Annotated in this window: 23 protein-coding genes; 10 read left to right on the top strand and 13 right to left on the bottom strand. The window is 72.1% G+C overall.

Annotated elements, in window-relative coordinates:
• Window positions 1-1,250, bottom strand: a 1,250-nt coding sequence (locus BA062_RS24120; RefSeq protein ID WP_110340439.1) for a glycosyltransferase family 4 protein, incomplete at its 3' end; no start/stop codon positions are given.
• A gap of 71 nt (window positions 1,251-1,321) precedes the next feature.
• Here BA062_RS24120 and BA062_RS24115 point away from each other — a divergent pair.
• Window positions 1,322-3,109, top strand: coding sequence for a glycoside hydrolase family 2 protein (locus BA062_RS24115; protein WP_110340437.1), 1,788 nt, complete (start codon window positions 1,322-1,324; stop codon window positions 3,107-3,109).
• On the opposite strand, the gene BA062_RS24110 is transcribed toward BA062_RS24115, so the two are convergent.
• The 5 genes from BA062_RS24110 to BA062_RS24090 form a co-directional block, all read right to left on the bottom strand.
• Window positions 3,076-3,504, bottom strand: a complete 429-nt coding sequence (locus tag BA062_RS24110) for a hypothetical protein (RefSeq protein ID WP_110340435.1) — start codon at window positions 3,502-3,504, stop codon at window positions 3,076-3,078. The genes BA062_RS24115 and BA062_RS24110 overlap by 34 nt on opposite strands.
• Window positions 3,505-3,583: 79 nt before the next feature.
• Complete coding sequence (locus tag BA062_RS24105) at window positions 3,584-5,077, bottom strand: 1,4-alpha-glucan branching protein domain-containing protein (RefSeq protein ID WP_110340433.1); 1,494 nt, start codon at window positions 5,075-5,077, stop codon at window positions 3,584-3,586.
• Window positions 5,074-5,841 carry a class I SAM-dependent methyltransferase gene (locus BA062_RS24100; RefSeq protein ID WP_110340431.1) on the bottom strand — a complete coding sequence of 256 codons (768 nt, stop codon included), beginning with the start codon at window positions 5,839-5,841 and terminating at the stop codon, window positions 5,074-5,076. The genes BA062_RS24105 and BA062_RS24100 overlap by 4 nt, the downstream gene beginning before the upstream one ends.
• Window positions 5,842-5,863: 22 nt before the next feature.
• Window positions 5,864-6,046 (bottom strand): hypothetical protein, encoded by a 183-nt coding sequence (locus BA062_RS24095; protein WP_110340429.1) that lies wholly within the window; start codon window positions 6,044-6,046, stop codon window positions 5,864-5,866.
• 76 nt (window positions 6,047-6,122) lie between these two features.
• On the bottom strand, window positions 6,123-6,962 hold the full coding sequence (locus BA062_RS24090; protein WP_110340427.1) for a DegV family protein: 840 nt from the start codon (window positions 6,960-6,962) through the stop codon (window positions 6,123-6,125).
• A gap of 225 nt (window positions 6,963-7,187) precedes the next feature.
• Here BA062_RS24090 and BA062_RS24085 point away from each other — a divergent pair, with 225 nt between their 5' ends.
• The 4 genes from BA062_RS24085 to BA062_RS24070 all read left to right on the top strand — a co-directional run bounded on the left by BA062_RS24085 (window position 7,188) and on the right by BA062_RS24070 (window position 10,798).
• Window positions 7,188-7,970, top strand: a complete 783-nt coding sequence (locus BA062_RS24085) for an electron transfer flavoprotein subunit beta/FixA family protein (protein WP_110340425.1) — start codon at window positions 7,188-7,190, stop codon at window positions 7,968-7,970.
• Window positions 7,971-7,990: 20 nt separating this feature from the next.
• Window positions 7,991-8,950, top strand: coding sequence for an electron transfer flavoprotein subunit alpha/FixB family protein (locus tag BA062_RS24080; RefSeq protein WP_110340423.1), 960 nt, complete (start codon window positions 7,991-7,993; stop codon window positions 8,948-8,950).
• Between the two features lie 190 nt (window positions 8,951-9,140).
• Window positions 9,141-9,911 (top strand): GNAT family N-acetyltransferase, encoded by a 771-nt coding sequence (locus BA062_RS24075; RefSeq protein WP_110340421.1) that lies wholly within the window; start codon window positions 9,141-9,143, stop codon window positions 9,909-9,911.
• On the top strand, window positions 9,908-10,798 hold the full coding sequence (locus BA062_RS24070; RefSeq protein WP_110340419.1) for a lysophospholipid acyltransferase family protein: 891 nt from the start codon (window positions 9,908-9,910) through the stop codon (window positions 10,796-10,798). Before BA062_RS24075 ends, BA062_RS24070 begins: the two co-directional genes overlap by 4 nt.
• 48 nt (window positions 10,799-10,846) lie before the next feature.
• Here the strand turns inward: BA062_RS24070 and BA062_RS24065 are convergent, their stop codons facing one another.
• The gene (locus BA062_RS24065) at window positions 10,847-11,326 is read right to left on the bottom strand and encodes a COG4315 family predicted lipoprotein (RefSeq protein ID WP_210406970.1); all 480 of its coding nucleotides are present in this window, start codon (window positions 11,324-11,326) and stop codon (window positions 10,847-10,849) included.
• Between the two features lie 168 nt (window positions 11,327-11,494).
• Between BA062_RS24065 and BA062_RS24060 the strand changes: the two genes are divergently transcribed.
• Window positions 11,495-12,238 carry a helix-turn-helix transcriptional regulator gene (locus BA062_RS24060; protein WP_110340417.1) on the top strand — a complete coding sequence of 248 codons (744 nt, stop codon included), beginning with the start codon at window positions 11,495-11,497 and terminating at the stop codon, window positions 12,236-12,238.
• Window positions 12,239-12,287: 49 nt separating this feature from the next.
• Here BA062_RS24060 and BA062_RS24055 read toward each other — a convergent pair whose 3' ends face one another.
• Together BA062_RS24055 and BA062_RS24050 are read right to left on the bottom strand one after the other, a co-directional pair.
• Complete coding sequence (locus BA062_RS24055; protein WP_110340415.1) at window positions 12,288-12,725, bottom strand: VOC family protein; 438 nt, start codon at window positions 12,723-12,725, stop codon at window positions 12,288-12,290.
• A 1-nt stretch (window position 12,726) separates the two neighbouring features.
• Window positions 12,727-13,302: a DinB family protein gene (locus tag BA062_RS24050; protein ID WP_110340413.1), complete on the bottom strand. Its 576-nt coding sequence runs from the start codon at window positions 13,300-13,302 to the stop codon at window positions 12,727-12,729.
• A 61-nt stretch (window positions 13,303-13,363) separates the two neighbouring features.
• Between BA062_RS24050 and BA062_RS24045 the strand changes: the two genes are divergently transcribed.
• Window positions 13,364-14,320, top strand: a complete 957-nt coding sequence (locus tag BA062_RS24045; RefSeq protein ID WP_110340411.1) for a helix-turn-helix transcriptional regulator — start codon at window positions 13,364-13,366, stop codon at window positions 14,318-14,320.
• A 358-nt stretch (window positions 14,321-14,678) separates the two neighbouring features.
• Here BA062_RS24045 and BA062_RS24035 read toward each other — a convergent pair whose 3' ends face one another.
• A complete protein-coding gene (locus tag BA062_RS24035; RefSeq protein WP_110340409.1) occupies window positions 14,679-15,287 on the bottom strand; it encodes a creatininase family protein in 609 nt (202 codons plus the stop codon).
• An 18-nt stretch (window positions 15,288-15,305) separates the two neighbouring features.
• On the opposite strand from BA062_RS24035, the gene BA062_RS24030 reads away from it, so the two are divergent.
• On the top strand, window positions 15,306-16,094 hold the full coding sequence (locus BA062_RS24030; RefSeq protein ID WP_110340407.1) for a tryptophan 2,3-dioxygenase: 789 nt from the start codon (window positions 15,306-15,308) through the stop codon (window positions 16,092-16,094).
• On the opposite strand, the gene BA062_RS24025 is transcribed toward BA062_RS24030, so the two are convergent.
• Window positions 16,091-16,840, bottom strand: coding sequence for an alpha/beta fold hydrolase (locus BA062_RS24025; protein ID WP_110340405.1), 750 nt, complete (start codon window positions 16,838-16,840; stop codon window positions 16,091-16,093). The two genes, BA062_RS24030 and BA062_RS24025, sit on opposite strands and share 4 nt — an antisense overlap.
• A gap of 170 nt (window positions 16,841-17,010) precedes the next feature.
• On the opposite strand from BA062_RS24025, the gene BA062_RS24020 reads away from it, so the two are divergent.
• On the top strand, window positions 17,011-18,084 hold the full coding sequence (locus BA062_RS24020; protein WP_110340403.1) for a Glu/Leu/Phe/Val dehydrogenase dimerization domain-containing protein: 1,074 nt from the start codon (window positions 17,011-17,013) through the stop codon (window positions 18,082-18,084).
• 133 nt (window positions 18,085-18,217) lie between these two features.
• Here BA062_RS24020 and BA062_RS24015 read toward each other — a convergent pair whose 3' ends face one another.
• Together BA062_RS24015 and BA062_RS24010 are read right to left on the bottom strand one after the other, a co-directional pair.
• Window positions 18,218-18,409 carry a DUF5302 domain-containing protein gene (locus BA062_RS24015; protein ID WP_110340401.1) on the bottom strand — a complete coding sequence of 64 codons (192 nt, stop codon included), beginning with the start codon at window positions 18,407-18,409 and terminating at the stop codon, window positions 18,218-18,220.
• Between the two features lie 88 nt (window positions 18,410-18,497).
• Window positions 18,498-20,480, bottom strand: coding sequence for a VanW family protein (locus BA062_RS24010; protein ID WP_110340399.1), 1,983 nt, complete (start codon window positions 20,478-20,480; stop codon window positions 18,498-18,500).
• Window positions 20,481-20,716: 236 nt separating this feature from the next.
• Between BA062_RS24010 and BA062_RS24005 the strand changes: the two genes are divergently transcribed.
• Complete coding sequence (locus BA062_RS24005; protein ID WP_110340397.1) at window positions 20,717-20,968, top strand: hypothetical protein; 252 nt, start codon at window positions 20,717-20,719, stop codon at window positions 20,966-20,968.
• Window positions 20,969-20,970 lie beyond the last annotated feature (2 nt).

Below are 20,970 nucleotides of genomic sequence, written 5' to 3'. Positions count from 1 at the left end.
GGCTCGAAGGCGTTGCCGGTGGCGATCTTGGGGCGGCCCAGCACCTGCGGCTCGCCGACCCGGGCTCGGCGGTACACGCGGGCGGTGGCGGCGGCGATCCTGGCCCAGTCGAAGTCGGCGGCCAGCCGCGACTGCGCCGCCAGTGCGCGCTCGCCCGCCGCCTCGGCGTCGGCGAGCACGGTGTCCACGGCGTCGGCGATGCCGGTGACGTCGCCGGGCTCGAAGGCCAGGCCCGTCTCGCCGTCCACCACCACCTCGCCGAGGCCGCCCGCCGTCGAGGCCACGAGCGGGCGTTTCGCGGCGGCGGCCTCCAGAGCGACGATCCCGAACGGCTCGTACCTGCTGGGCAGCACCACGGCGTCGGAGGCCGCCAGCACGGCCCGCAGCTCCCGGTCGGTGAGGTGGCCGACGAAGTCCACCGCCCGCACCAGGCGCAGCTTGCGTGCCTGCTCGACGAGCTCCTCCAGGTGCCTGCCCTTGCCCGCGACCACGAGCCGCGTCCCGGGATGGCGCTTGCGGATCGCGGGCAGCGCGGCGAGCAGGTCCTGCACGCCCTTCTCCCATTCGAGCCTGCCGAAGTAGAGCAGCAGCGGCGCGCCCTCCGGGCTGTGCCGGTCACGGGCCTCGGCGATCTCGTCCGCGGGGACCTGCCAGGTGCGTTCCTCGATGCCGTTGTGGATCACGGTGATGCCGTCGGGGGAGACCTCGAACAGGTGCGCCACCTCGCGGCGCATGGCCTGCGAACAGGTGATCAGCTCGTCGCAGCGGTTGGCCAGCCACCATTCGACCGAGTGCACCTGCTGGTTGAGCGGGTGGGAGAGCCAGCCGGAGTGCCTGCCCGCCTCGGTGGCGTGGATGGTGCCGACGAGCGGTACGCGCGCGGCGTCGGCGAGTGCGATGGCGGGGTGGGTGACCAGCCAGTCGTGCGCGTGCACGACGTCGGGCCGCCACGTGCGCAGCAGCTCGGTACCCGCGCGCACCATCGCGTGGCCCATCGCCAGCGTCCACGCCACCAGGTCGCGCTCGAACGTCACGTGCATCGGGTCCTCGGCCACGCGGATGATCCGCACGCCCTCGACCACACGGTCGGTCGCCGGGTGGGTCTCGGCGTCGGTGCCTGCCGCGTGCCTGCACAGCACGGTCACGTCGTGCCCGTCCCGGACGAGGTGACGGGCCAGTGCGTGGACATGCCGGGCGAGCCCGCCGACCACCACGGGCGGGTACTCCCACGAGAGCATCAGCACGCGCATACGTGGAGGTTACTCACGAGTCGCATCGCGTGTGCGACACCTCCGCGTTGGCTCTGCCAGTATCGGGGTCGATGACACGGACGACAGGGACCACACCGTCACCAGTGCTGACCACGCCGTGGACCGGCCGGGTGGACCCGGCGGACCCGCTGCCCGAGCATCCCCGCCCCCAGCTGGTGCGCGAGCGCTGGTGCAGCCTCAACGGCCGGTGGGAGTTCTCCGCCCGCACCGCCGGGGGCGAGGTGGAGCGGGGCGGGCACATCGTCGTGCCGTTCCCGCCCGAGTCGGTGCTGTCCGGGGTCGGGCGCCGGGCCGAACAGCTGTGGTACCGCAGGACCTTCGAGGTGCCGGACGGCTGGCGCGGCGGGCGCGTGCTGCTGCATTTCGGCGCCGTGGACCAGGTGGCGACGGTGTGGGTGAACCACCAGCTCGTCACGCGGCACGAGGGCGGCTACACGGCGTTCAGCGCCGACGTCACCGACGTGTTGCGGCCCGAGGGCGAGCAGGAGATCGTCGTGCGCGCCGACGACCACGGCAACAGCGGCACGTTCCCCGTCGGCAAGCAGGCCAACCAGCCCGGCGGGATCCTCTACACCGGCGCCTCCGGCATCTGGCAGACCGTGTGGCTCGAAGCCGTGCCGAGGGTTTACGTCGAGCGGCTCGACATCGGCTCCGACGTGCGCGGCCTCGACGTCACGGCGCACGTGGCGCACGCGGACGGCGAGCGGGTGGAGGCCGTGGTCAGCGAGCCGCGCGGTGCCGAGGTCGCGCGGGCGAGCGGTGTGCCCGGCGAGGCGATCCGGCTCGACGTGCCGGACCCGCACCTGTGGAGCCCTGACGACCCGTACCTGTACGACCTCACCGTGCGCGTACTGGGCACCGACGTGGTCGACGAGGTCACGAGCTACGCGGGGCTGCGCACGGCGAGCCTGGTGCCCGACGCGGAGGGCAGGCCGCGGATCGCGGTCAACGGGAGCATCACGTTCCAGCACGGTCCGCTCGACCAGGGCTACTGGCCGGACGGGATCTACACGGCGCCGACGGACGAGGCGCTGCGCTTCGACCTGGAGCAGACGAAGGCACTGGGCTTCAACACCGTCCGCAAGCACGTGAAGGTGGAGCCCGCGCGCTGGTACCACTGGGCCGACCGGCTGGGCCTGCTGGTGTGGCAGGACATCCCGTCGCTGCCGGTGGTGCTGGACAACCCGCCGGGCCCGCAGGCGCCGCCGGTGGAGCTCGCCCGGCAGCGGTTCGAGGCGGAGCTGGCCGCGATCGTCGCCCAGCTGCGCGCGGTGACGTCCATCGTCGCGTGGGTTCCGTTCAACGAGGGCTGGGGCGAGTACGACACCGCCCGCGTCGCCAAGGAGCTGAAGGAGACGGACCCCGCGCGGCTCGTGGTCGCCGACAGCGGCGTGAACTGCTGCCACTCGCATCCGGACTCGGGCGCGGGCGACGTCTACGACGACCACACCTACGTCGGCCCCGGCCGCCCGCTCGTGCACGACCACCGCGCCACGGTCGACGGCGAGTACGGCGGGCTGGGCCTGGTCCTGGAGGGCCACGTGTGGCCCGGCGAGCCGGTCGCCTACGAGCTGACGGCGAGCCGGGAGGAGCTGACGCGGCGGTACGTGGAGGTGAGCGAGGACCTGGAGTCCGTCGTGCGCGGGCTCGGGCTCTCCGGCGCGATCTACACGCAGACCACCGACGTGGAGAACGAGGTGAACGGGCTGCTCACCTACGACCGCAGGGTCGTGAAGGTGACCCTGCCGGTGGCCGCGGAGCGCAACCGCGCGGTGATCGCGGCAGGCTCCGCGGCCTCCGGCGGTCAGGTGACGACGAGCGAGAACACCCCGGAGTAGGCCGACGCGTAGAGGTCGGTCTCCGGATGGAACACCCGCAGCGACAGCGACGCGGCGAGATCGAAGCTGACGCTGAGGTTGAAGCCGCCGTTCGGCCTGCACCAGCCCGTGCTCACGTTCACCCACACCCCGGCCTGCAGCGACTGCACCAGCACGGGCTCGAGCCCGCCCGCCGCGTCGTGGCCGCCGCCTTTGCCGGAGAGGACGTCGAGCCCTCCCTTGATCTTCACCTTCTCGTTGACCTTGACGACGCTCTTGTCCACTGTGGCGTGGACCTTGAGCTGTCCCTTGGGACCTGCCGACGCCGCCGCCGTGGCGGGCGCCGCGAACACGACAAGGCAGGCGAGCAGCGCCGTGAGGAGCCGGAGCCTGCGTGGTGACGATGTCCTGACCATGATCGAAGTGGACCACCGCGACGCCGCGCCGGACCGGTTAATCCCGCTAATGGCCCACGTCAGCCGCCCGCGTGGGTGATCAGAGCGCGCGTGCGTCGACGTGGCCGAACGGGTGGGCCAGCGTGCGGAACACCGCCGCGCGTTCCGCGCCCGACGGGCTGCCGGAGCGCAGCAGCCCGGCCAGCTCGTCGAAGCGCTCGGTGTGCTCGCGGGCGCGCCTGCGCGCGTAGTCGGCGGCCGAGTCCTTGGTGACCATGAACGCCCAGTCGCTGGACAGCGCCAGCAGCGCCTCGGTCACCAGCTGGTCGGCCACCGGGTCGCGGCCGGCGCCGGAGAGGTCGAGCGCGAGCAGCCGCTGTTGCAGCTCCGTGTTGGCGGCCACCATGTCGGCGACCTGCTCGCCGTCCCAGACCCGCCAGTCCTTGCCGGAGCCCCACGACGACGCGGGCAGCTCCACCGGGCCTGCGACGTGCCCGGCCGCCACGGCGCCGCGCAGCGTCGTGACCCGCACCCCGGCCTCCGGCAGCGCGCGCAGCACGCCCTCCAGCCACGCCGGTCCCTCGTGCCACCAGTGGCCGAACAGCTCGGTGTCGTAGGCCGCCACCACGAGCGCCTCGCGCCCGTGCTGCGCGCGCAGCTCCCGCAGCCGCGACACCACCGTGTCGACGAAGTCCTTGACGTGCACGCGCAGCGTGTCCGCCGCGAGCGCGGGATCGTAGGGCGCCTTGCCGGAGGGCTCGATGTGCTTGCCGGTGACGCGCGAGGGTTTGAGCCCCACCTCGTGCGCCCACGTGTGGAAGTCGCGGTACGCCGCGTGCCCGGGGTAGCCGGCCTTCGGCGACCACACCCGGTAGGTGACCTCCAGGTCGCGCCCGAAGCACACCACGTCCGACTCGCCGACCGTGCGCGCGGCGGAGGTGTCGCCGCGCAGCGACGGGCCGTCCACGAGGAAGCGCTCCACCCCGGCGCCGGCGTAGCCGCGTTCCATGCCCGGCGCGTACCCGCATTCGGGCGCCCAGATGCCCGCGGGGCGGTGCCCGGTGCGCAGCGCGGTGTCGGCGAGCCCGCCACGCAGTGCGAAGGAGCGCACGCGCTCGTCGAGCAGCGGCTGGAACGGGTGCGTCAGCGGGCCGCCGAGCAGCTCGACCACGTCACTGTCCACAAGCGAGCGCAGGAGGGGGGAGAACCCGTGGCGCCACCGTGTTTCGAAGTCGCCGAGCGCGCGCGTGGCGGCCCGGTGCTCCCGCGCGGCGAGGTCGGCCAGCAGCGGCTCGCCCCGCCACAGCGTCGCCGCGTGCTCGGCGCGCAGCTGCCAGTGGCCGAGCCAGTCGTGGAACGCGCGCAGCGAGTAGGGGTCGTCGAGCTGCGCGGCGAGCACCGGCGTCACGCCGAGCGTGAGCACGTCCCGCCTGCCCTCGTCGGCGAACCGCCGCAGCAGGTCCGCGATCGGCAGGTACGAGTGCGCCCACGCCTGGTACAGCCATTCCTCGCCGACCGGCCAGTTCCCGTGGTGCGCGAGCCACGGCAGGTGACTGTGCAGGACCAGGCAGAACGTTCCCTCGCGCTCGCTCACGGCCGCACCGCCACCGCGACGAGGTCGAGGCTCGCGCCGAGGTCGTCGCCGTGGATCGCGAAGTCCTCCGCCCTGATCGCCGCGACGTCGGCCAGCAGCCCCTCGGGCCAGCTCGCCTGCCCCGGCAGGCTGCCCATGACGACGTCGAGCTGCGCGTCGATGATCGAGCCGCCGTAGCGCTCGTCGAGCGCGCGCACGGCCTCGCCGTGGTGCAGACCGTGCAGCAGCTCGACCTCGAAGCCGTTCGCCCGCAGTAGTCCGTCCAGTTCGGACGGTGCGAGTTCCCTGGTGTGATAGGGATTCAGCGGGGTGTCGCTGCCGGGGGTGAACGTGAGCCGGTTCGGCGTGGTGACGAGCAGCCTGCCGCCGGGGCGCAGCACGCGCAGGCATTCGGCGAGGAAACCGTTCTGGTCCCAGAGGTGCTCGATCACCTGGAAGTTGGCGACGACGTCGACGGTGGCCGTGCCGACGGGCAGGAACGCCAGGTTGCCCCGCACCGGGCCGACACCGGGGTAGCGGCGCCCGACGTGCGCGATGGCCTGTTCGTCGTAGTCGAGCGCCAGTACGCGCCGGGCGTGGCGGGCGATGAGCGCGGCGCCGTAGCCCTCGCCGCAGCCCGCCTCCAGCACCGTCGCGTCCGTGCAGTACGGCAGCAGCGCGCGATAGGCGGCCTCGTGCCGGGCATACCAGTAGTTCTCCTCCGGCACCCCCGGCACGGTGCGCTCACCGGTGAGATGCAGTGCCTCGGCGCGTGTGGTCGTCACGCGCCGAGGGTAGCGGCGGCGATCAGTGGGGCCGGTACGGCGGTGTGCCGCCGCCCTTGGGTCCCTTGCCGCGGAGCTTGTTGAGCGCGTTCATGGCCTGCTTGCGCTTGTGCGGGTCCTTGGCCATCCGCTGCGCCTCGGCGATCATGCGACGGCCCTGCGGGCTCTTCGCGAAGCGGGCCACCTTGTTGAACAGCGATGCCATCGTGGTCCTTTCGGCGGGGCGGGTCTGTCCGGTCACGGACGATTATCCAACGTGGGCGCACCGAGAGGAGTTCCGCTCAGGTGGCGGGGGACACCGTGACGCCCAGCGCGCCGGGGCCGACGTGCGCGGCGATCACCGTGCTCGCCTGCACGAGCATGATGTCGTTGAGCGCGGGCACGCGGCTGCGCAGCTGCTGCACCAGGGTCAGCTCGCGGTCCGACGGCGTCGCGCACGCCACCGCGATGTCCACCTTGTGCTCCCCGGCCCGCTTCACGGCGAGGTCGGCGAGCTTGTTCAGCGCCCGCTTGGTCCCCGGCACCCGCGAGAGCGGCGCGACCTGGCCGTTGTCCACGGTCAGCAGCGGTTTGATCGACAGTGCCGTGCCGAGCATCGCCGACGCCGCCCCGATCCGCCCGCCCCGGCGCAGGTACTCCAGCGTGTCGACGTAGATCAGCTCGCTGCTGGCCCTGACCCTGCGGTCGGCGGCCTCCATGACACGCTGCACCTGCCCGCCCGCGGCCGCCGTGCGGGCGGCCGAGAGGGCGGCGAAGCCGAGGCTCATGCTCGTGGTCGCGCTGTCCAGGACGTACACGGGCACCTTGACCTGCTGCGCCGCCTCCCGCGCGGCCTCGAGCGTCGCCGACATCTTGCTGGAGATGTGCAGGCTGATGATCGCGTCGGCGCCCGCGCTCACGGCGTCCTGGTAGGTCCAGAAGAAGGCGCCGGGGTCGGGCGGTCTCGTGCTGACGTGCTGTCCGGAGCGCAGCAGCTCGATCAGCTCGGCCCGGTCGAACCGGGACTCGTCGTCGATCCGGTCGCCGGCCACGATCTGGACCTGGACGACGGCGATGCCCCACTGGGCCGCCAGCTGCTCCGGGATACAGGCGGTGGAGTCGGTGATCACTGCAACGGGCACGTCCCGGAGGCTAGACCCTGCATCCACCCATTAGAAGTAGCCGGTTGCGACTTTCGGCGCTGGAACGGGTACCCGATGTAGTCTTCGTGGCACGTGCCCGACTAGTGGGACTATGGTCCTAATAAATCGCGAATCCAGGTGAAGGCCGTCACCTCGGCGCGCCAGCCACGGAAAATCCGAATAATCTACCGCCCAGTAACGCCCTGCGTGCGCCTAAGGAGATCCATGACCAACATCGTTGTCCTGGTCAAGCAGGTGCCGGACACGTACTCGGAGCGCAAGCTCTCCGAGGGTGACCACACCCTGGACCGTGAGTCGGCCGACGCCGTGATCGACGAGATCAACGAGCGCTCCGTCGAGGAGGCGCTCAAGATCAAGGAGGCAGGCGAGGGCGAGGTGACCGTCCTGTGCGTCGGCCCCGACCGCGCCACCGACGCCATCCGCAAGGCCCTCTCGATGGGCGCGGACAAGGCGATCCACGTCTCCGACGAGTCGCTGCACGGCTCCGACATGGTGGCGACCGCCAAGGTCATCGCCGCCGCGCTCGGCAAGACCGAGTACGACCTGGTGATCGCCGGTAACGAGGCCTCGGACGGCCGCGGTGGAGCCATCCCCGCGATGCTCGCCGAGCTGCTCGGCCTCCCGCAGCTGACCCACGCGCGGCAGCTGACCGTCGAGGGCACCAGCATCAAGGTCGACCGCGAGACCGAGGAGGGCCTCACCCACCTCGAGGCGAGCCTGCCCGCCGTCGTGAGCGTGACCGAGAAGATCAACGAGCCGAGGTACCCGTCGTTCAAGGGCATCATGGCCGCGAAGAAGAAGCCGGTGGAGACCCTCACCGTCGCCGACCTCGGGGTCGACGCGGGCGAGGTCGGGCTCGGCAACGCCTGGTCGACCGTGCTGGAGGCTTCGCCGAAGCCGCCGCGCACCGCGGGCCAGCGGGTCGAGGACGAGGGTGACGGTGGCTCGAAGGTCGCCGAGTACCTGGTCGGCCAGAAGCTCATCTGAGACGACAAGGAGACGAACTCATGGCTGAAGTACTGGTGCTCGTCGACCACGTCGACGGTGAGGTCAAGAAGGTCACCTACGAGCTGCTGACCGCGGCCCGTGCCGTCGGCGAGCCGTCCGCGGTCGTCGTCGGCGCCCCCGGCACGGCGGGCAAGGTGAAGGAGTCGCTGGCGTCCTACGGCGCCGCGAAGGTGTACGTCGCGGAGTCCGACGACGCGAACGGCTACCTCGTGACCCCGAAGGTCGACGCGCTGTCCACCGTCGCGGGGCAGGCTTCGCCCGCCGCAGTGCTCGTGGCCGCGACCTCCGAGGGCAAGGAGATCGCCGGCAGGCTCGCGATCCGCCTCGGCGGCGGCCTGCTGGTCGACGCGGTCGGCGTCAACTCCGACGGCTCGGTGGACCAGTCCATCTTCGGTGGCGCCTTCTCCGTGAAGGCCAAGGCCGCCAAGGGCACCCCGGTCATCTCGGTGCGCCCCGGTGGCGTGGAGGCCGAGCCCGCCGAGGGTGCCGCGGCCGAGGAGGCCGTGTCGCTGCCCGCGGTGGACGCCGCGAAGTCCGCGAAGATCACCGGTGTCGAGCCGGTCGTCGGCGGTGACCGTCCCGAGCTGACGGAGGCGTCGATCGTCGTCTCCGGCGGCCGCGGTGTCGGCTCCGCGGAGAAGTTCGAGGTCGTCGAGAAGCTGGCCGACGCCCTCGGCGCGGCCGTCGGCGCCTCGCGCGCCGCCGTCGACTCCGGCTACTACCCGGCGCAGTTCCAGGTGGGCCAGACCGGCAAGACCGTGTCGCCGCAGCTGTACGTCGCGCTGGGCATCTCCGGCGCGATCCAGCACCGCGCCGGCATGCAGACCTCGAAGACGATCGTCGCGGTGAACAAGGACCCCGAGGCGCCGATCTTCGAGATCGCCGACTTCGGCGTGGTGGGCGACCTGTTCAACGTCGCCCCCCAGCTGACCGAAGAGGTCGCCAAGCGCAAGGGCTGACCCCTTTCGCCAACGTCCCCCAAGGCCACCTTTGTTGCGCTCAACGCACCAAAGGTGGCCTTGGGTGCATTCAGGGGCGTGCCGGAGTGAGGCTGAGAAAAGGCTGAGAACTCGCCGTTAACGCACTGTGCAGCCCTCGGTCACGGCCGGACCCCTTCGCGGTTTCCCTCGCGGGGCGACCATTCGGGGCATGACGCGGTCGCAGCTACTGGCCAGCACTGACCGGACGGGCGAGGGCACGGCGAAGTACTCGCTGCTCGTCGCCAACGACAACGCCGAGGTACTCGCCGCACAGCGGCTCCGCAACCGGGTGTTCGCCGAGGAGATGGGGGCCACCCTCGACTCCCTGGAACCCGGCCTCGACGTCGACCACTTCGACGAGTTCTGCGACCACCTGGTGGTCAGGGACGACTCCACCGGCGAGATCGTCGGCACCTACCGGATGCTGCCGCCGGACCGCGCGACGAGCGCGGGCACGCTCTACGCCGACACCGAGTTCGACCTCGCCAACCTCGCCGCGCTGCGGCCCTCCCTCGTGGAGACGGGGCGCTCGTGCGTCGACCCCGCCCACCGCAGCGGCGCCGTCGTGAGCCTGGTGTGGGCGGGCATCGCGCGGTACATGCTGCTGTCGGGGCACCGCTACCTCGCCGGGTGTGCGTCGGTGCCGCTCGACGACGGCGGCTCGATGGCGGCCGGGGTGTGGGATCTGGCCCGGACCAGGTACTACGCGCCCGAGTCGCACCGGGTCACGCCGCTGCGGCCGTGGGAGTGCGACCACATCGCGCGCCCCGCGCGGCCGGTGCTTCCGCCTCTGCTCAAGGGCTACGTCCGGTTGAGCGCCCAGGTGTGTGGTCCGCCGGCCCACGACCCCGCGTTCGGCGTCGCCGACTTCTTCGTGCTGCTCGACCTGCACCGCATGGACGCGCGGTATCTGAAGTTCTTCCTCGGGGTGGAGCTGTGAGCCACGCCTGGATGCCGGTCTCCCCGTGCGGGGACGGCTGCCTGACCTCCGGCGCACCCTCCGTCGGGGTGGTGCGCAGGACGGCGAGGCTGTGCGCCGCGCTGGGCGTGGTGCTCGTGGCGCTGCTCGTCGCGCCGCTGCTCGTGGTGCTGCCCGGAAGGCAGCGCGTGGCACGGCTCGTGTTCCGCGGCGTGCTCGCCGCGTTCGGCGTGCGGCTCGTGGTGCACGGCGACCTCGACGGCAGCGGGCGTGGGGCGCTGGTGGTCAGCAACCACATCTCGTGGCTCGACATCGTCGGCCTCAACGCCGTCCGGCCGATGCGGGCGCTCGCGAAGAAGGAGATCGCGGGCTGGCCGGTGCTCGGCGGCCTGGTCTCCCGCGCCGGCAACATCTTCCTCGACCGCGAGCGACTGTCCACTTTGCCCGCGACCGTGGCCGAGCTGGCCCGCGTGCTGCGCGCGGGCTCGCTCGTGAGCGTCACGCCCGAGGGCACCACGTGGTGCGGCCGCGCGTCGGGCCGGTTCCGGCCCGCGACGTTCCAGGCCGCCATCGACGGCGGCGTGCCCGTGCGGCCGGTGGCCCTGCGCTACCGGTTCGCCGACGGCAGGGAGACGACGGAGCCCGCGTTCATCGGACCCGAGTCGCTGGTCGAGTCCCTGCGGAGGGTTGCCCGGCTGCGCGGGCTCGTGCTGGAGGTGTTCGTATGCCCGGAGATCGCGCCGGGCCGCGCCGGGGGCCGGCGCGAGCTGGCCGCGCTCGCCGAGGCCGCCGTCTGCTCCGCGCTCGGCACCGCCGGTGTCCTGCCGGGGATTCCCGCCCCGCGCGCCGCGGCCGCGGATCGGTCCACCCGGAACTCGTTGCCCTCGAGGTCTGCCGGCACCAGGTGACCCGAGGGAAAGCCGGCGGGTCGTGTCGCGCGGGCCGGGTCCACGCGATCAGTATCCGTTGTTCTGCCCCGTCTCCTCCTGGGGCTTGCCTCCGGCCGGAGTCACGGCGTACCACTCGGCCCCGAACCCCTCGACCTCGTTGCCGTTGACGTCTCCGGGAGCGGAGTCCTTGACGAACCGGTAGAGGGGATGTCCGTCATAGGTGACCTGGGCGGAACCGTCACCGCGCTTGGTGGTGCCCAGCAGGGCCTCGTCGGCGTCGCCGCCCGCCCGCGGCTCGCCCTTCGTCAGCAGCGGCGGCCAGACCCGCGCGCACGCCCCGTCGCAGCGGCTCGTGCCCGGCCCGTCCTTCTCGAACAGGTACACGGTCATCCCTTTGCCGTCCACCAGGATCTCACCGAGGTCCGTGTCTGCTGTGGACACAGTGGGGCCGCCACCCGGCTGAGGGGCCTCCTCGTCTCCACCGTCGCCACCACATGCCCCGAGCAGCAACCCCGCCGCCAGTACCAGTGGGAGCAATCTGTTCACGGTCATCATCCCCGTCGGGTCTCATGATGCCGGCCGGCCATGCCGCGACCACGTAACCGCCGATCCAGGGAGCAACGGAGCCAGATAGCCGGTAGGTTCTAACGACATTGCTTGTTTCCATTAGAATAGGACGCGGCAACGGAGGGCGGAAGAGGAAAGGCACGGTCGATGCCCGAACCCGGCGACGGAGTGGTGCGGTGGCTGAACCAGGCGGTCGGTCACCTGGCGGTGCTCGACGACAGGGTCCGCAGGCAGCTGTACGAGTACGTGACCGGGCAGGCGCATCCGACGACTCGCGATGAGGCGGCCGCCGCCGTCGGAGTGTCCAGCCGCCTCGCCGCCGTCCACCTCGACAAGCTCGTCGACAAGGGGCTGTTGCGGGCTCACTACGCCCGCAAGCCGGGACGCTCGGGGCCGGGTGCGGGGCGCAGTTCGAAGTACTACCGGCCCTCCGGCGTGGAGATCGACGTCTCGATCCCCGAACGACGTTACGACCTCATCGGCCGCATCCTCGTCGACGCCCTCGACGAGCACCACACCCCGGATCCCGGCGCGCTGAACGCGCGCGCCCGGGCCGTGGCCCGCAGGCTCGGGGAGCGGCTCGGCGCCGAGTGGGACTCGGGCTCGGCGTCGTCCCGCGACCTCGCCGCTCTCCATCCCGCGGCCGCGGTCCTGTCCGGCTACGGGTACGCGCCGCACTTCGACGGCCCCGGCAGCCTCACCCTCACCAACTGCCCGTTTCGCTCACTGGCGTCCCGCAACCCGGGCCTCGTCTGCGCCATCAACGAGGCCTTCATCGACGGCGTACTGCGTGGCATCCACGCCGGCGGACTCGTGACGAGCCTCGAACCGAACCCGGATGGCTGCTGTGTGAGGGTCACGGCGGAAGGTCCGCTCGAGGCCCCTGCCTGACCCCGGTCGGCGTCGGCAGGGCTCGGAAGCGCTCCCGCGCCGCCACGGGTCAGTCCAAACAGAACTCGTTGCCCTCGGGGTCGGCCAGCACGAGGTGACCGAACGCGAGCGGGGGAGCGGGTTCGTGCCGTCCGAGCCGCTTGGCGCCCAGGGCGATCAGCCGCTCGGCCTCGGCCTCCAGTGCCGCCATCCGCTCGTCGCCCTGCAATCCCGGAGCCGCGCGGACGTCGAGGTGCACGCGGTTCTTGACCTGCTTGCCCTCCGGGACGCGCTGGAAGAACAGCCTCGGCCCGTTGCCGTCGGGGTCGACGGCCGCGGAGGCGTCGTTGCGGCGCTCGGGCGGCACGCCCCACGCCTCCAGCGCCTCGTCCCACGAGCCGAAGCCGGGCGGCGGGGCCTGCACCCGGTAGCCGAGCGCCTCGGCCCAGAAGGCGGCGAGCGCGGCCGGGTCGGCGCAGTCGATCGTGAACTGGACGTCGCGGGCCATGTCAGCTCGCCTCCTGCCGGGTCAGCTGGTGGGTGTGCGCGTAGAGGTCGCGGAGCAGGCACACCTCGGCCAGATGGTGGATGAGCTCTCGGTTGATGTGCAAGACGAGTGCCGCCAGCGGATGGTCGGCGTACGGGCCCTCCGCCTCGCCGCACGGCTCGGACAGGCGGTCCTCGCCGAGTGACTCGACCCCGGCCAGCCACGTGGCGTACTCCGCGTCGAGCTGGGCCAGCGCCCCCGCGGCGGTCGCGGCGTAGGCGAACGAGCCGTAGTCCGTGGGCGGGCGGCCGAAGTGGGAGGCGTTGCGCATCGCGAGCACGCCGACGATCACGTGCCCGAGCCGCCAGGCGATCGTCGTGAACGGCGGCGGGTCCGGTTGCGGCATCGCGAAGTCGATGGTCATCGCGCCGGATCCGGCCTGTACCGGTGCGGTGCTCGTGCCGCGCGGGCGCACGTTCCAGCATCCGGGTGCCGGCTCCCAGAAGTACTCGTCGTCGGTGAGCCCGTCGAGGCGGCCGCGCAGCTGGTGGGTCCAGTGCCAGTCGGTCTGGTCTCGCAGGAGGGCGTTCCAGGTCATGAGCACAGCCTGCCGTGAATAGCGGACAGTTTCGTTCCGTGATCTGTGGAACGATCGGAGAATGACCGTCGAGGCGACCACCGAACGGGTACTGCGGCTGCTGGCGCTGCTCCAGCGGCGGCCGTCCTGGACCGCCGCCGAGCTCGCCGCCGAGCTGCGGGTCACCGACCGCTCGGTGCGCCGCGACGTGGAACGGCTGCGCGCGCTTGGCTATCCCGTGCACGCGACGGCGGGTGTCGGCGGCGGCTACCAGCTCGGCGCGGGCACCCGCCTGCCGCCACTGCTGCTCGATGACGACGAGGCGATCGCGACGGCGGTGTCGCTGCGGCTCGCGTCGGGCGGCACGGTCGCCGGAGCGGGCGAGGCGGCACTGCGGGCGCTCGCCAAGCTCGACCAGGTGATGCCGCCCCGCCTGCGCGCCGAGGTGCGGGCGGTCCACGGCGCGACCGAGACCCTCGTCGGCCCCGGCGTCGAGATCGATGCCGAGGTGCTGGTGACGCTCGCGCGGGCCTGCCGCGACGCCGTGCGGGTACGGTTCGCCTACGCGGGCCGCGACGGCGAGCGGACGGAACGCACGGTGGAGCCGGTGCGGATGGTCGCCACCGGCCGCCGTTGGTACCTCATGGCGTGGGATGTCGACCGTGGCGACTGGCGCACCTTCCGCCTGGACCGGATGCGGGAGCCGGTGGCGACGACCTGGCGATTCCGGCCCAGGGATCACCCGGACCCGGTGACCTATGTGCAGCGAGCCGTCACCGCGGCGCCGTACCGCCATCTCGTGCGCGTGCGCCTGCGCGCGGGTGCCGACGAGGTGCGCGCGCTGGTGCCGCCCCAGGTGGGCCGCGTCGAGGAGGACCGCGACGGGTGGTGCGTGCTCGCCGTCGGCGGCGACGACCTCGACTGGCTGGCGATGCACGTGGCGCGCCTCGGTGTCGAGGCGCGGGTGCTGGACCCGCCGGAGCTGCGCGAGGCCGCCGCCCGGCTCGCCCGCCGCGTCGCCGCGATGGCCGCTGGCTGACGACGTGCAGCACCGCCGCCGTCCGGCTCCACCGTTCGTCGTCCCCGGCGAGGCCGGCGATGTCGAGATCGAGTCCGAGGTAGTCACGGGCGTGTTCCAGATATGGCCGGGCTGGGCGCGCTCGGTGGGCGTGTCGAACCGAGGCGTGGGAGAAGCCTTCCCGCATCGCGTTCCCGGGCGTCCCGGTTCCATTGTGGACGAAGTCGTGCACGGCGAGCGCCGCCCCGTGGTCGGTTCCAGTGCGATGGAGCGGAGCCGTGCCCGGCCGGCCGGGCGAACAGGTCGTTGCGGAGCAGCTCGGTCGACTCCGTCACGAAGTCTCGGGGTCGGACAGTGAGACGACGGGACCTCGACAGTCTCAACCGGCGGTCAGCGCGAGGTCGCGGATCACGTCCACCAGCCGCACCGTCAGCGCCTCGAACGCGGCGACACCGTCGGTGCCCCTCGCCCCGGTGCGTTCGGTGTCCACGAGCTCAGGCCGCTCCGCGAGCACGAGCGAGGCCACGGAACAGCCGCCCGCCGGGCCACCGTCGAGGTCGACGTGGGCGATCCGCCGCCCGCACCGGCTCTCCACCGTGTCCACGGCCCTGCGCAAGGCCGCGCGGTGAGCGGAACCGGGATGGCTGTTGACCACCACGACGCGCGGCAGGTCCTGGCGGGCGAGCGCCGTGCAGACGTCCACGACGAGACCGTGCAGCGTCTCCGCGCCGATCGGCAGCGTGCCCGGCTCCGCGGTCCCGGTGACGCCGTAGGACAGCATCGGCAGGATCAGCGCACGCACCCGCTCGTCACCGGCGAGGCGGGCCGCAGCCCGCTCGCACACGCCCCGCGCGATCAGCGGGCCGGTGCCGAGCGGGGCGTGCGGGCCCGGGGCCTCCACCGCACCGACCGGCAACAGCAGCACCGGCACCCGCCCGCTCTCTCGTAACGCTGCCACCTGCGGAGACGAGAGCTCGGCGAAGTACACGGGCTTAAGCTACTCAGCATGAGCGAGGGCGACCAGCACGCGGCGCTGACCTACACCTCCTACCTCGCGCTCGACGAGGTGCTCGGCGCGCAGCGACCGCGCTCGGCCGAACACGACGAGCTGCTGTTCATCGTCATCCACCAGGTGTACGAGCTGTGGTTCAAACAACTGCTGCACGAGCTGGAGTTCCTGCAGCGGAGGCTGGAGGACGGCGACACCCCGCACGCGGTGCGCACGCTGCGCCGGATCCTCACGATCCTCAAGGTGGTGGTGGCCCAGATCGACGTGCTGGAGACCATGACCCCGAGCCAGTTCGCGAGCTTCCGCGCGCGGCTCGACGCGGCGAGCGGTTTCCAGTCCGGCCAGTTCCGCGAGCTGGAGGCCGTGCTCGGCAGGCGTGAGGCCGCGGTGGCCGAGCACTACCCCGAGGGCAGCGAGGCACGCGCGCGGATCGCCGCCGCGATGGCGCGGCCCTCACTGTTCGACTCCTTCCTCGCCTACCTGCGGGCACACGGCTACGACGTGCCCGCGCGGCCCGACGTCACCCTGGCCGTCGAGCCCTCACGGGAGGTCCAGGCCATTCTGCTGCGCGTGTACCGGGACGATTCGGGACCGGCATCGGTGTGCGAGCACCTGGTGGATCTCGACGAGGGCGTGCAGGAATGGCGGTACCGCCACGTGAAGATGGTGGAGCGGACCATTGGCGACAAGCCGGGGACCGGCGGCTCCTCGGGCGCCGCGTACCTGCGCACGACCCTGTCCGCGCCGGTGTTCCCGGACCTGTGGGCCGTGCGCAGCGAACTCTAGGCGTGCGCGGCTTCGGCGAGGCGGTCGAGCAGGGGCCACAGCGCGGCCGGATCCTCGACGTGGGCGTTGTGCCCGAGGCCCCGCAGCACCACCGGATCCGCCGTGACGTCGCCGAGGTGCTCGGCGGGGCACATCGGGTCGTGCTCCCCGGCGGCCAGCACCACCTCGGCCCGGCTCGCCGCGAGCAGCCCGGCCGGGTCGGGCGCGCCGACGGCGAATGCCCGCTGGTCGACGGTGATCCGCCAGCCGTCCGCGGTCTCGGCGACGCCCGCGCCGACCGCGGGGGAGTCCTCGCCGACGAGCCCGTCGAGGCCCGCGCCGCGCAGCCAGCGCTGTACCGCCTCGGCGCGGGTGCCGAACACGCGCGCCGGGCGCGCGGCCACCTCGGCGGCCTTGGCCAGCTCACCCGGCGACCAGCGCAGCTTGATGCCCAGCCCGCAGGCCGCCGCGACCGGTACCCGGAACCAGCCCGACGCGAGTGTCAGCGCGACCACCCCGCCGAGCGAATGGCCGAGCACCACCACGCGCCGCCCGCCCGCCGCGGCCTCGGCGACCTCGGCGACCTCAGCCGCGAGTGAGCCGAACGAGTACGTGCGCAGCGGCGGCGCCTCGCCGTGGCCGGGCAGATCGGGGGCGAGCCAGTCACCGGGCCAGCGCCCGGGGAGCTGCTCCTCGAGGCCCCGCCAGACGTGGCGGTTGGCGCCGAGACCGTGCAACAGCAGGAGAAGCGGGCTTTCGTCGGTCATCCTGCCGATCCTGCCGCAACCGGTGGCTTTTCGGCGGCGGCGAGCATAGGTTGAGCCACAGCGGTGATCAGCGGGAGACGACCTCTCCGGCCGGGAGCCGCCAGCAACCGACAACACCGCCGGCCGCGTCCACAAGTCGTGAGCCGGGGGCTGACAAGGGAGTCACCACCGTGACCGAAGGTGTATTCGGCCGCGACAGCGGTCATGAACAGGTCGTCTTCTGCCACGATGCCCACACCGGGCTCAAGGCCGTCATCGCGGTTCACTCCACCGCACTCGGGCCCGCGCTCGGCGGGACCCGGTTCCACGCCTACGCCTCCGAGAGCGACGCACTCGACGACGTGCTCGCCCTGTCCAGGGGTATGACCTACAAGAACGCGCTCGCCGGGCTCGACCTGGGTGGCGGCAAGGCCGTGATCATCGGCGACCCCGAGACCGTCAAGTCCGAGGCGCTGCTGCGCGCCTACGGCCGCTTCGTGCAGTCGCTCGGCGGGCGGTACATCACCGCGTGCGACGTGGGCACCTACGTGCGCGACATGGACGTGATCGCACGGGAGACGCGGTTCGTCACCGGCCGCTCCCGCGACGACGGCGGGGCGGGTGACTCCTCCGTCCTCACCGCCTACGGCGTCTACCAGGGCATGCGGGCCTCGGCCGAGCACGTGTGGGGCAGCCCCGAGCTGCGCGGCAAGCGGGTCGGTGTCGAGGGCGTCGGCAAGGTCGGGCACCTGCTCGTCGGTCACCTCGTGGAGGCTGGCTGCGACGTCGTGGTCACCGACGTCGACGAGCGCGCGATCGAGCGGGTCGTCGCGGCGCATCCGAGTGTGGAGGTCGTCCCCGGCGCCGCCGCGCTGGTGGGCGCCGACCTGGACGTCTTCGCCCCGTGCGCGCTGGGCGGGGTGCTCGACGACGACACCGTCGCCGTGCTGCGGGCGAAGGTGGTGTGCGGCGCGGCCAACAACCAGCTCGCGCATCCCGGCGTCGAGAAGCTGCTGCAGGAGCGCGGGATCCTGTTCGCGCCCGACTACCTCGTCAACGCGGGCGGCGTGATCCAGGTCAGCGACGAGCTGCACGGCTTCGACTTCGAGCGGGCCAAGCGCAAGGTGACCGCGCTCTACGACACGGCGAGGTCTGTGTTCGCGCTCGCGGCCGACGAAGGAGTGCCGCCGGTGACCGCCGCCGACCGGCTCGCCGAGCGCCGCATCGCCGAGATCTCCCGCCTGAAGAGCATCCTCACCCCCTGACGCAACCGGCCCCCAAGGCCACCTTTGTTGCGTTCAACGCGCCCGCCCGTCTCCCGCCACCACCCAGACGGAGACGCTGCGCGTCGCTGTGACGACAAAGTGGCCTTGGGGGCCGAAGGGTCGCCGCGAGAGGTCAGCCGCTCTTGCGGCGGAAGGTGCGCTTGTGCGAGGCGGGGCCGTGGGCGTGGTTGACCTTGGAGCCCAGGTCCTCGTGGGCGGCTCCCGCCTTCGCCTTGGCCTGCTTGCGTTCCAGCGCCTCGCGGAACCGGCGCTTGACGTCGTCCTCCGGGCCGCTGTTGTCCTTCGACGGTGCTGATTCGGTCATGGAACCTCCCGGGGTACGACGTTGCCGTGCACTCTCAGCCTGGCAGGCCGCGGCGCGCACGGCCACCGCATTTCCCGCGGCGCGGTGCTCAGTGACCGTTCTTGCGCCCGCAGACGATCGTGTTCTGCGGGTTGTACTTGACCGTCCTGGACTCCTCGCTCACCACCGCGCCCGTCGAGACGTCGCGCAGGACCCGCGTGTCGGTGACCGTGAAGCCCGGTGAACCGCTGCTGGGGTGGCAGTTCTCGGCCGGACCCTCCTTCACCTGCGGCTCCACGAAGTTGGTCCGCTCACCGGTCACCGATTCGACGTCGTAGCGCTTCGTGCCCCACAGCCGCACCGTGATGCTCGACTCGGTCCAGATCGTCTGGATCGCGACACCGGTCGGCGCGTCGTTGGTGAACGCCAGGTCGATGACGCTGGAGCCGTCCGGGTTCTGGAACACCGTGGCCTCGCGGCCCTCGGGGTAGCGGCTGATGTAGTAGCTGTGCTCCTGGTGCCCCGCGTCCTTCATGCCTGCGAAGTAGTAGGCGTTGTAGAGCGTGGTCGCGAACTGCGAGATGCCGCCGCCGACGGCCTCGCCGGGCGCCCCGTCCTGGATGATGCCCGCGGGGACGTAGCCCTCCGCGGCGGTGCGCGGCCCGGTGTGGGTGTTGAGGCTGAACGTCTCGCCCGGCTTGACGATCGCGCCGTTGACCTCCTCGGCCACCCTCCGGATGTTCACGCCGGAGTCGGGCTTGAAGCCACCGGTGGTGAACTCGCCGATGACCTCCTTGATGCCGAGCTGGTTGGCGGCCTCCGTGGTGACCTTGGCGGGCTGCTTCTCGTAGTTCGCGGTCAGCTCACGGCCGTCGCGCTTCTTGAGGGTCTCCAGCAGCGGCTGCAGCGTGGTGTCCCACTTGATCTTGTTGCCGTCTTCGGAGGGCACCACCGTCGGCGCGCCGCTGTCGAAGACGATCTGGGCGTCCTTGCCCTCCCTCTCCGTGTGGGCGAGCTCGGGGCCGACGCCCTCGATGATCTTCTTCTGGTCGACCTTCGGCACGAGCCTGCCGTTCTCGGCGGCGAAGGAGAGCCCGGCGGCGATCTCCTCGGGCTCGAGCGTGCCGTCGGCGCCCTCGCCGTGCACGATCACCGGCCCGGACACGGCGGGCTCGGCGATGTTCTTCAGCGCGGCCTGCACGGCCTCGGCCGTGACCGTCACCGGCGTGCTGTGCACCGGGAGGTTGAGCTGCTTGCCGGACGCCCACTGGGCGAGGATCCGCGCCTGCGCGGCCTCGACCTCGAGCTCCTGGCCGTTCTTCGGCTCCACGGCCTTGGCCACGGCGCCCTCGAAGACGACGTTGCCCTCCACCGGCGCCTGGTTGATCCGCTGCTCGAGCCCGGCCATCGCGTTCTCGAGCTGGTTGGGCTCGGCCTCGGTGACCACGCCGACCTCGCGGTCGCTGAAGAACGACGCGATGCGCGTGAAGGGGTTCAGCGGCTGGTCACCGGCCTGGTCGAGCGTCGAGGACCAGTTGAGGCGCAGGCCGGCGTCCTTCGGGTGGAAGGAGTCCCGCACCTCGCCCGCCGTGTACTTCACCGGCTGGGTCAGGCGCGGTTCGAGCTCGGCGCGCAGCTTCTCCTCGGCCTGCGAGTGGCTGAGCCCGCCGACCTCGACTCCTGCGACGACCACGCCGCGCGGGACGTCACCGCTGGTCACCAGCAGATCGGCGAAGTAGGCGACCGCGAGCACCCCGAACACGGCACCCGCGATGAGCGCGGGCTTGCGGAACCGCCCCGCCTTGCCGTTCCCGTCGCCGTCCCCGGCGCCGGCGGGCGGCTCGTCACCGCGCGGCGGGGGCGGCACCGAGATCTGCTGCGTGGGAAGGTCGCCGCTGCTCTGCGCGGCGATGTGCTGCGTGACCTCGTTGCCGGTCGCGAGGTGCTGGGTGACCTCGTTGGCCGTCGCGATGTGCTGCGTGACCTCCCCGGCGCCGTGCCCGCCACGGGCAGGTCCGGGATGTGCGGGCACGGCCGGCAGCACATCGGTCTGCTCGGCGTGCGACTCGGGCCACTGGCGATCCTGTGGCAAGACAACCCCTCCACGTCCGGCGGTGACGGGCCAGGACTCGCGTCAAGATAGTTGCCGCTCACGGCAGGCCCGCACTCGGCCCCCCGCCTGCTCGTGACCGTGTTTCCCCTGGTGATCAACAACTTCTGGGCCGTTCGGGTGACGGTGTGACGCCCGTGCGGGCCGAGGTACCGATTCGATCTCGATCGCTTCCGTGCCGTGCGGGTACCCCGGGTGGACGAGCGAGAGGAGCACCGATGCGGATCACCGCCGAACACGTTCGTTCCCTGCTGGACTCGGAGCTGCAAGGAGCGGCGCTCGCCCTGCGGGAGGGCGAGATCCTGCTGCTGGCGGGCGCCGACCTGGAATCCCCGCGTTACGCTGGGGCGCTGGTCGTGGCCACCGCCGCGGGCCTGCGCGGGCAGCTGGGGGACCACAGGCCGTCGCAGCGGGAGCTCGAGGAGCTGGCGGCCGGGATCGAGGCCGGGGTGAGCAACCTGGGCGGCTGAGG

It is taken from the genome of Prauserella flavalba, from assembly GCF_003202235.1.
In the GTDB taxonomy this organism is placed as follows: domain Bacteria; phylum Actinomycetota; class Actinomycetes; order Mycobacteriales; family Pseudonocardiaceae; genus Prauserella_A; species Prauserella_A flavalba.
Note: the sequence above shows the minus strand (reverse complement) of the source record. Positions and strands in the feature narration are given on the sequence as shown.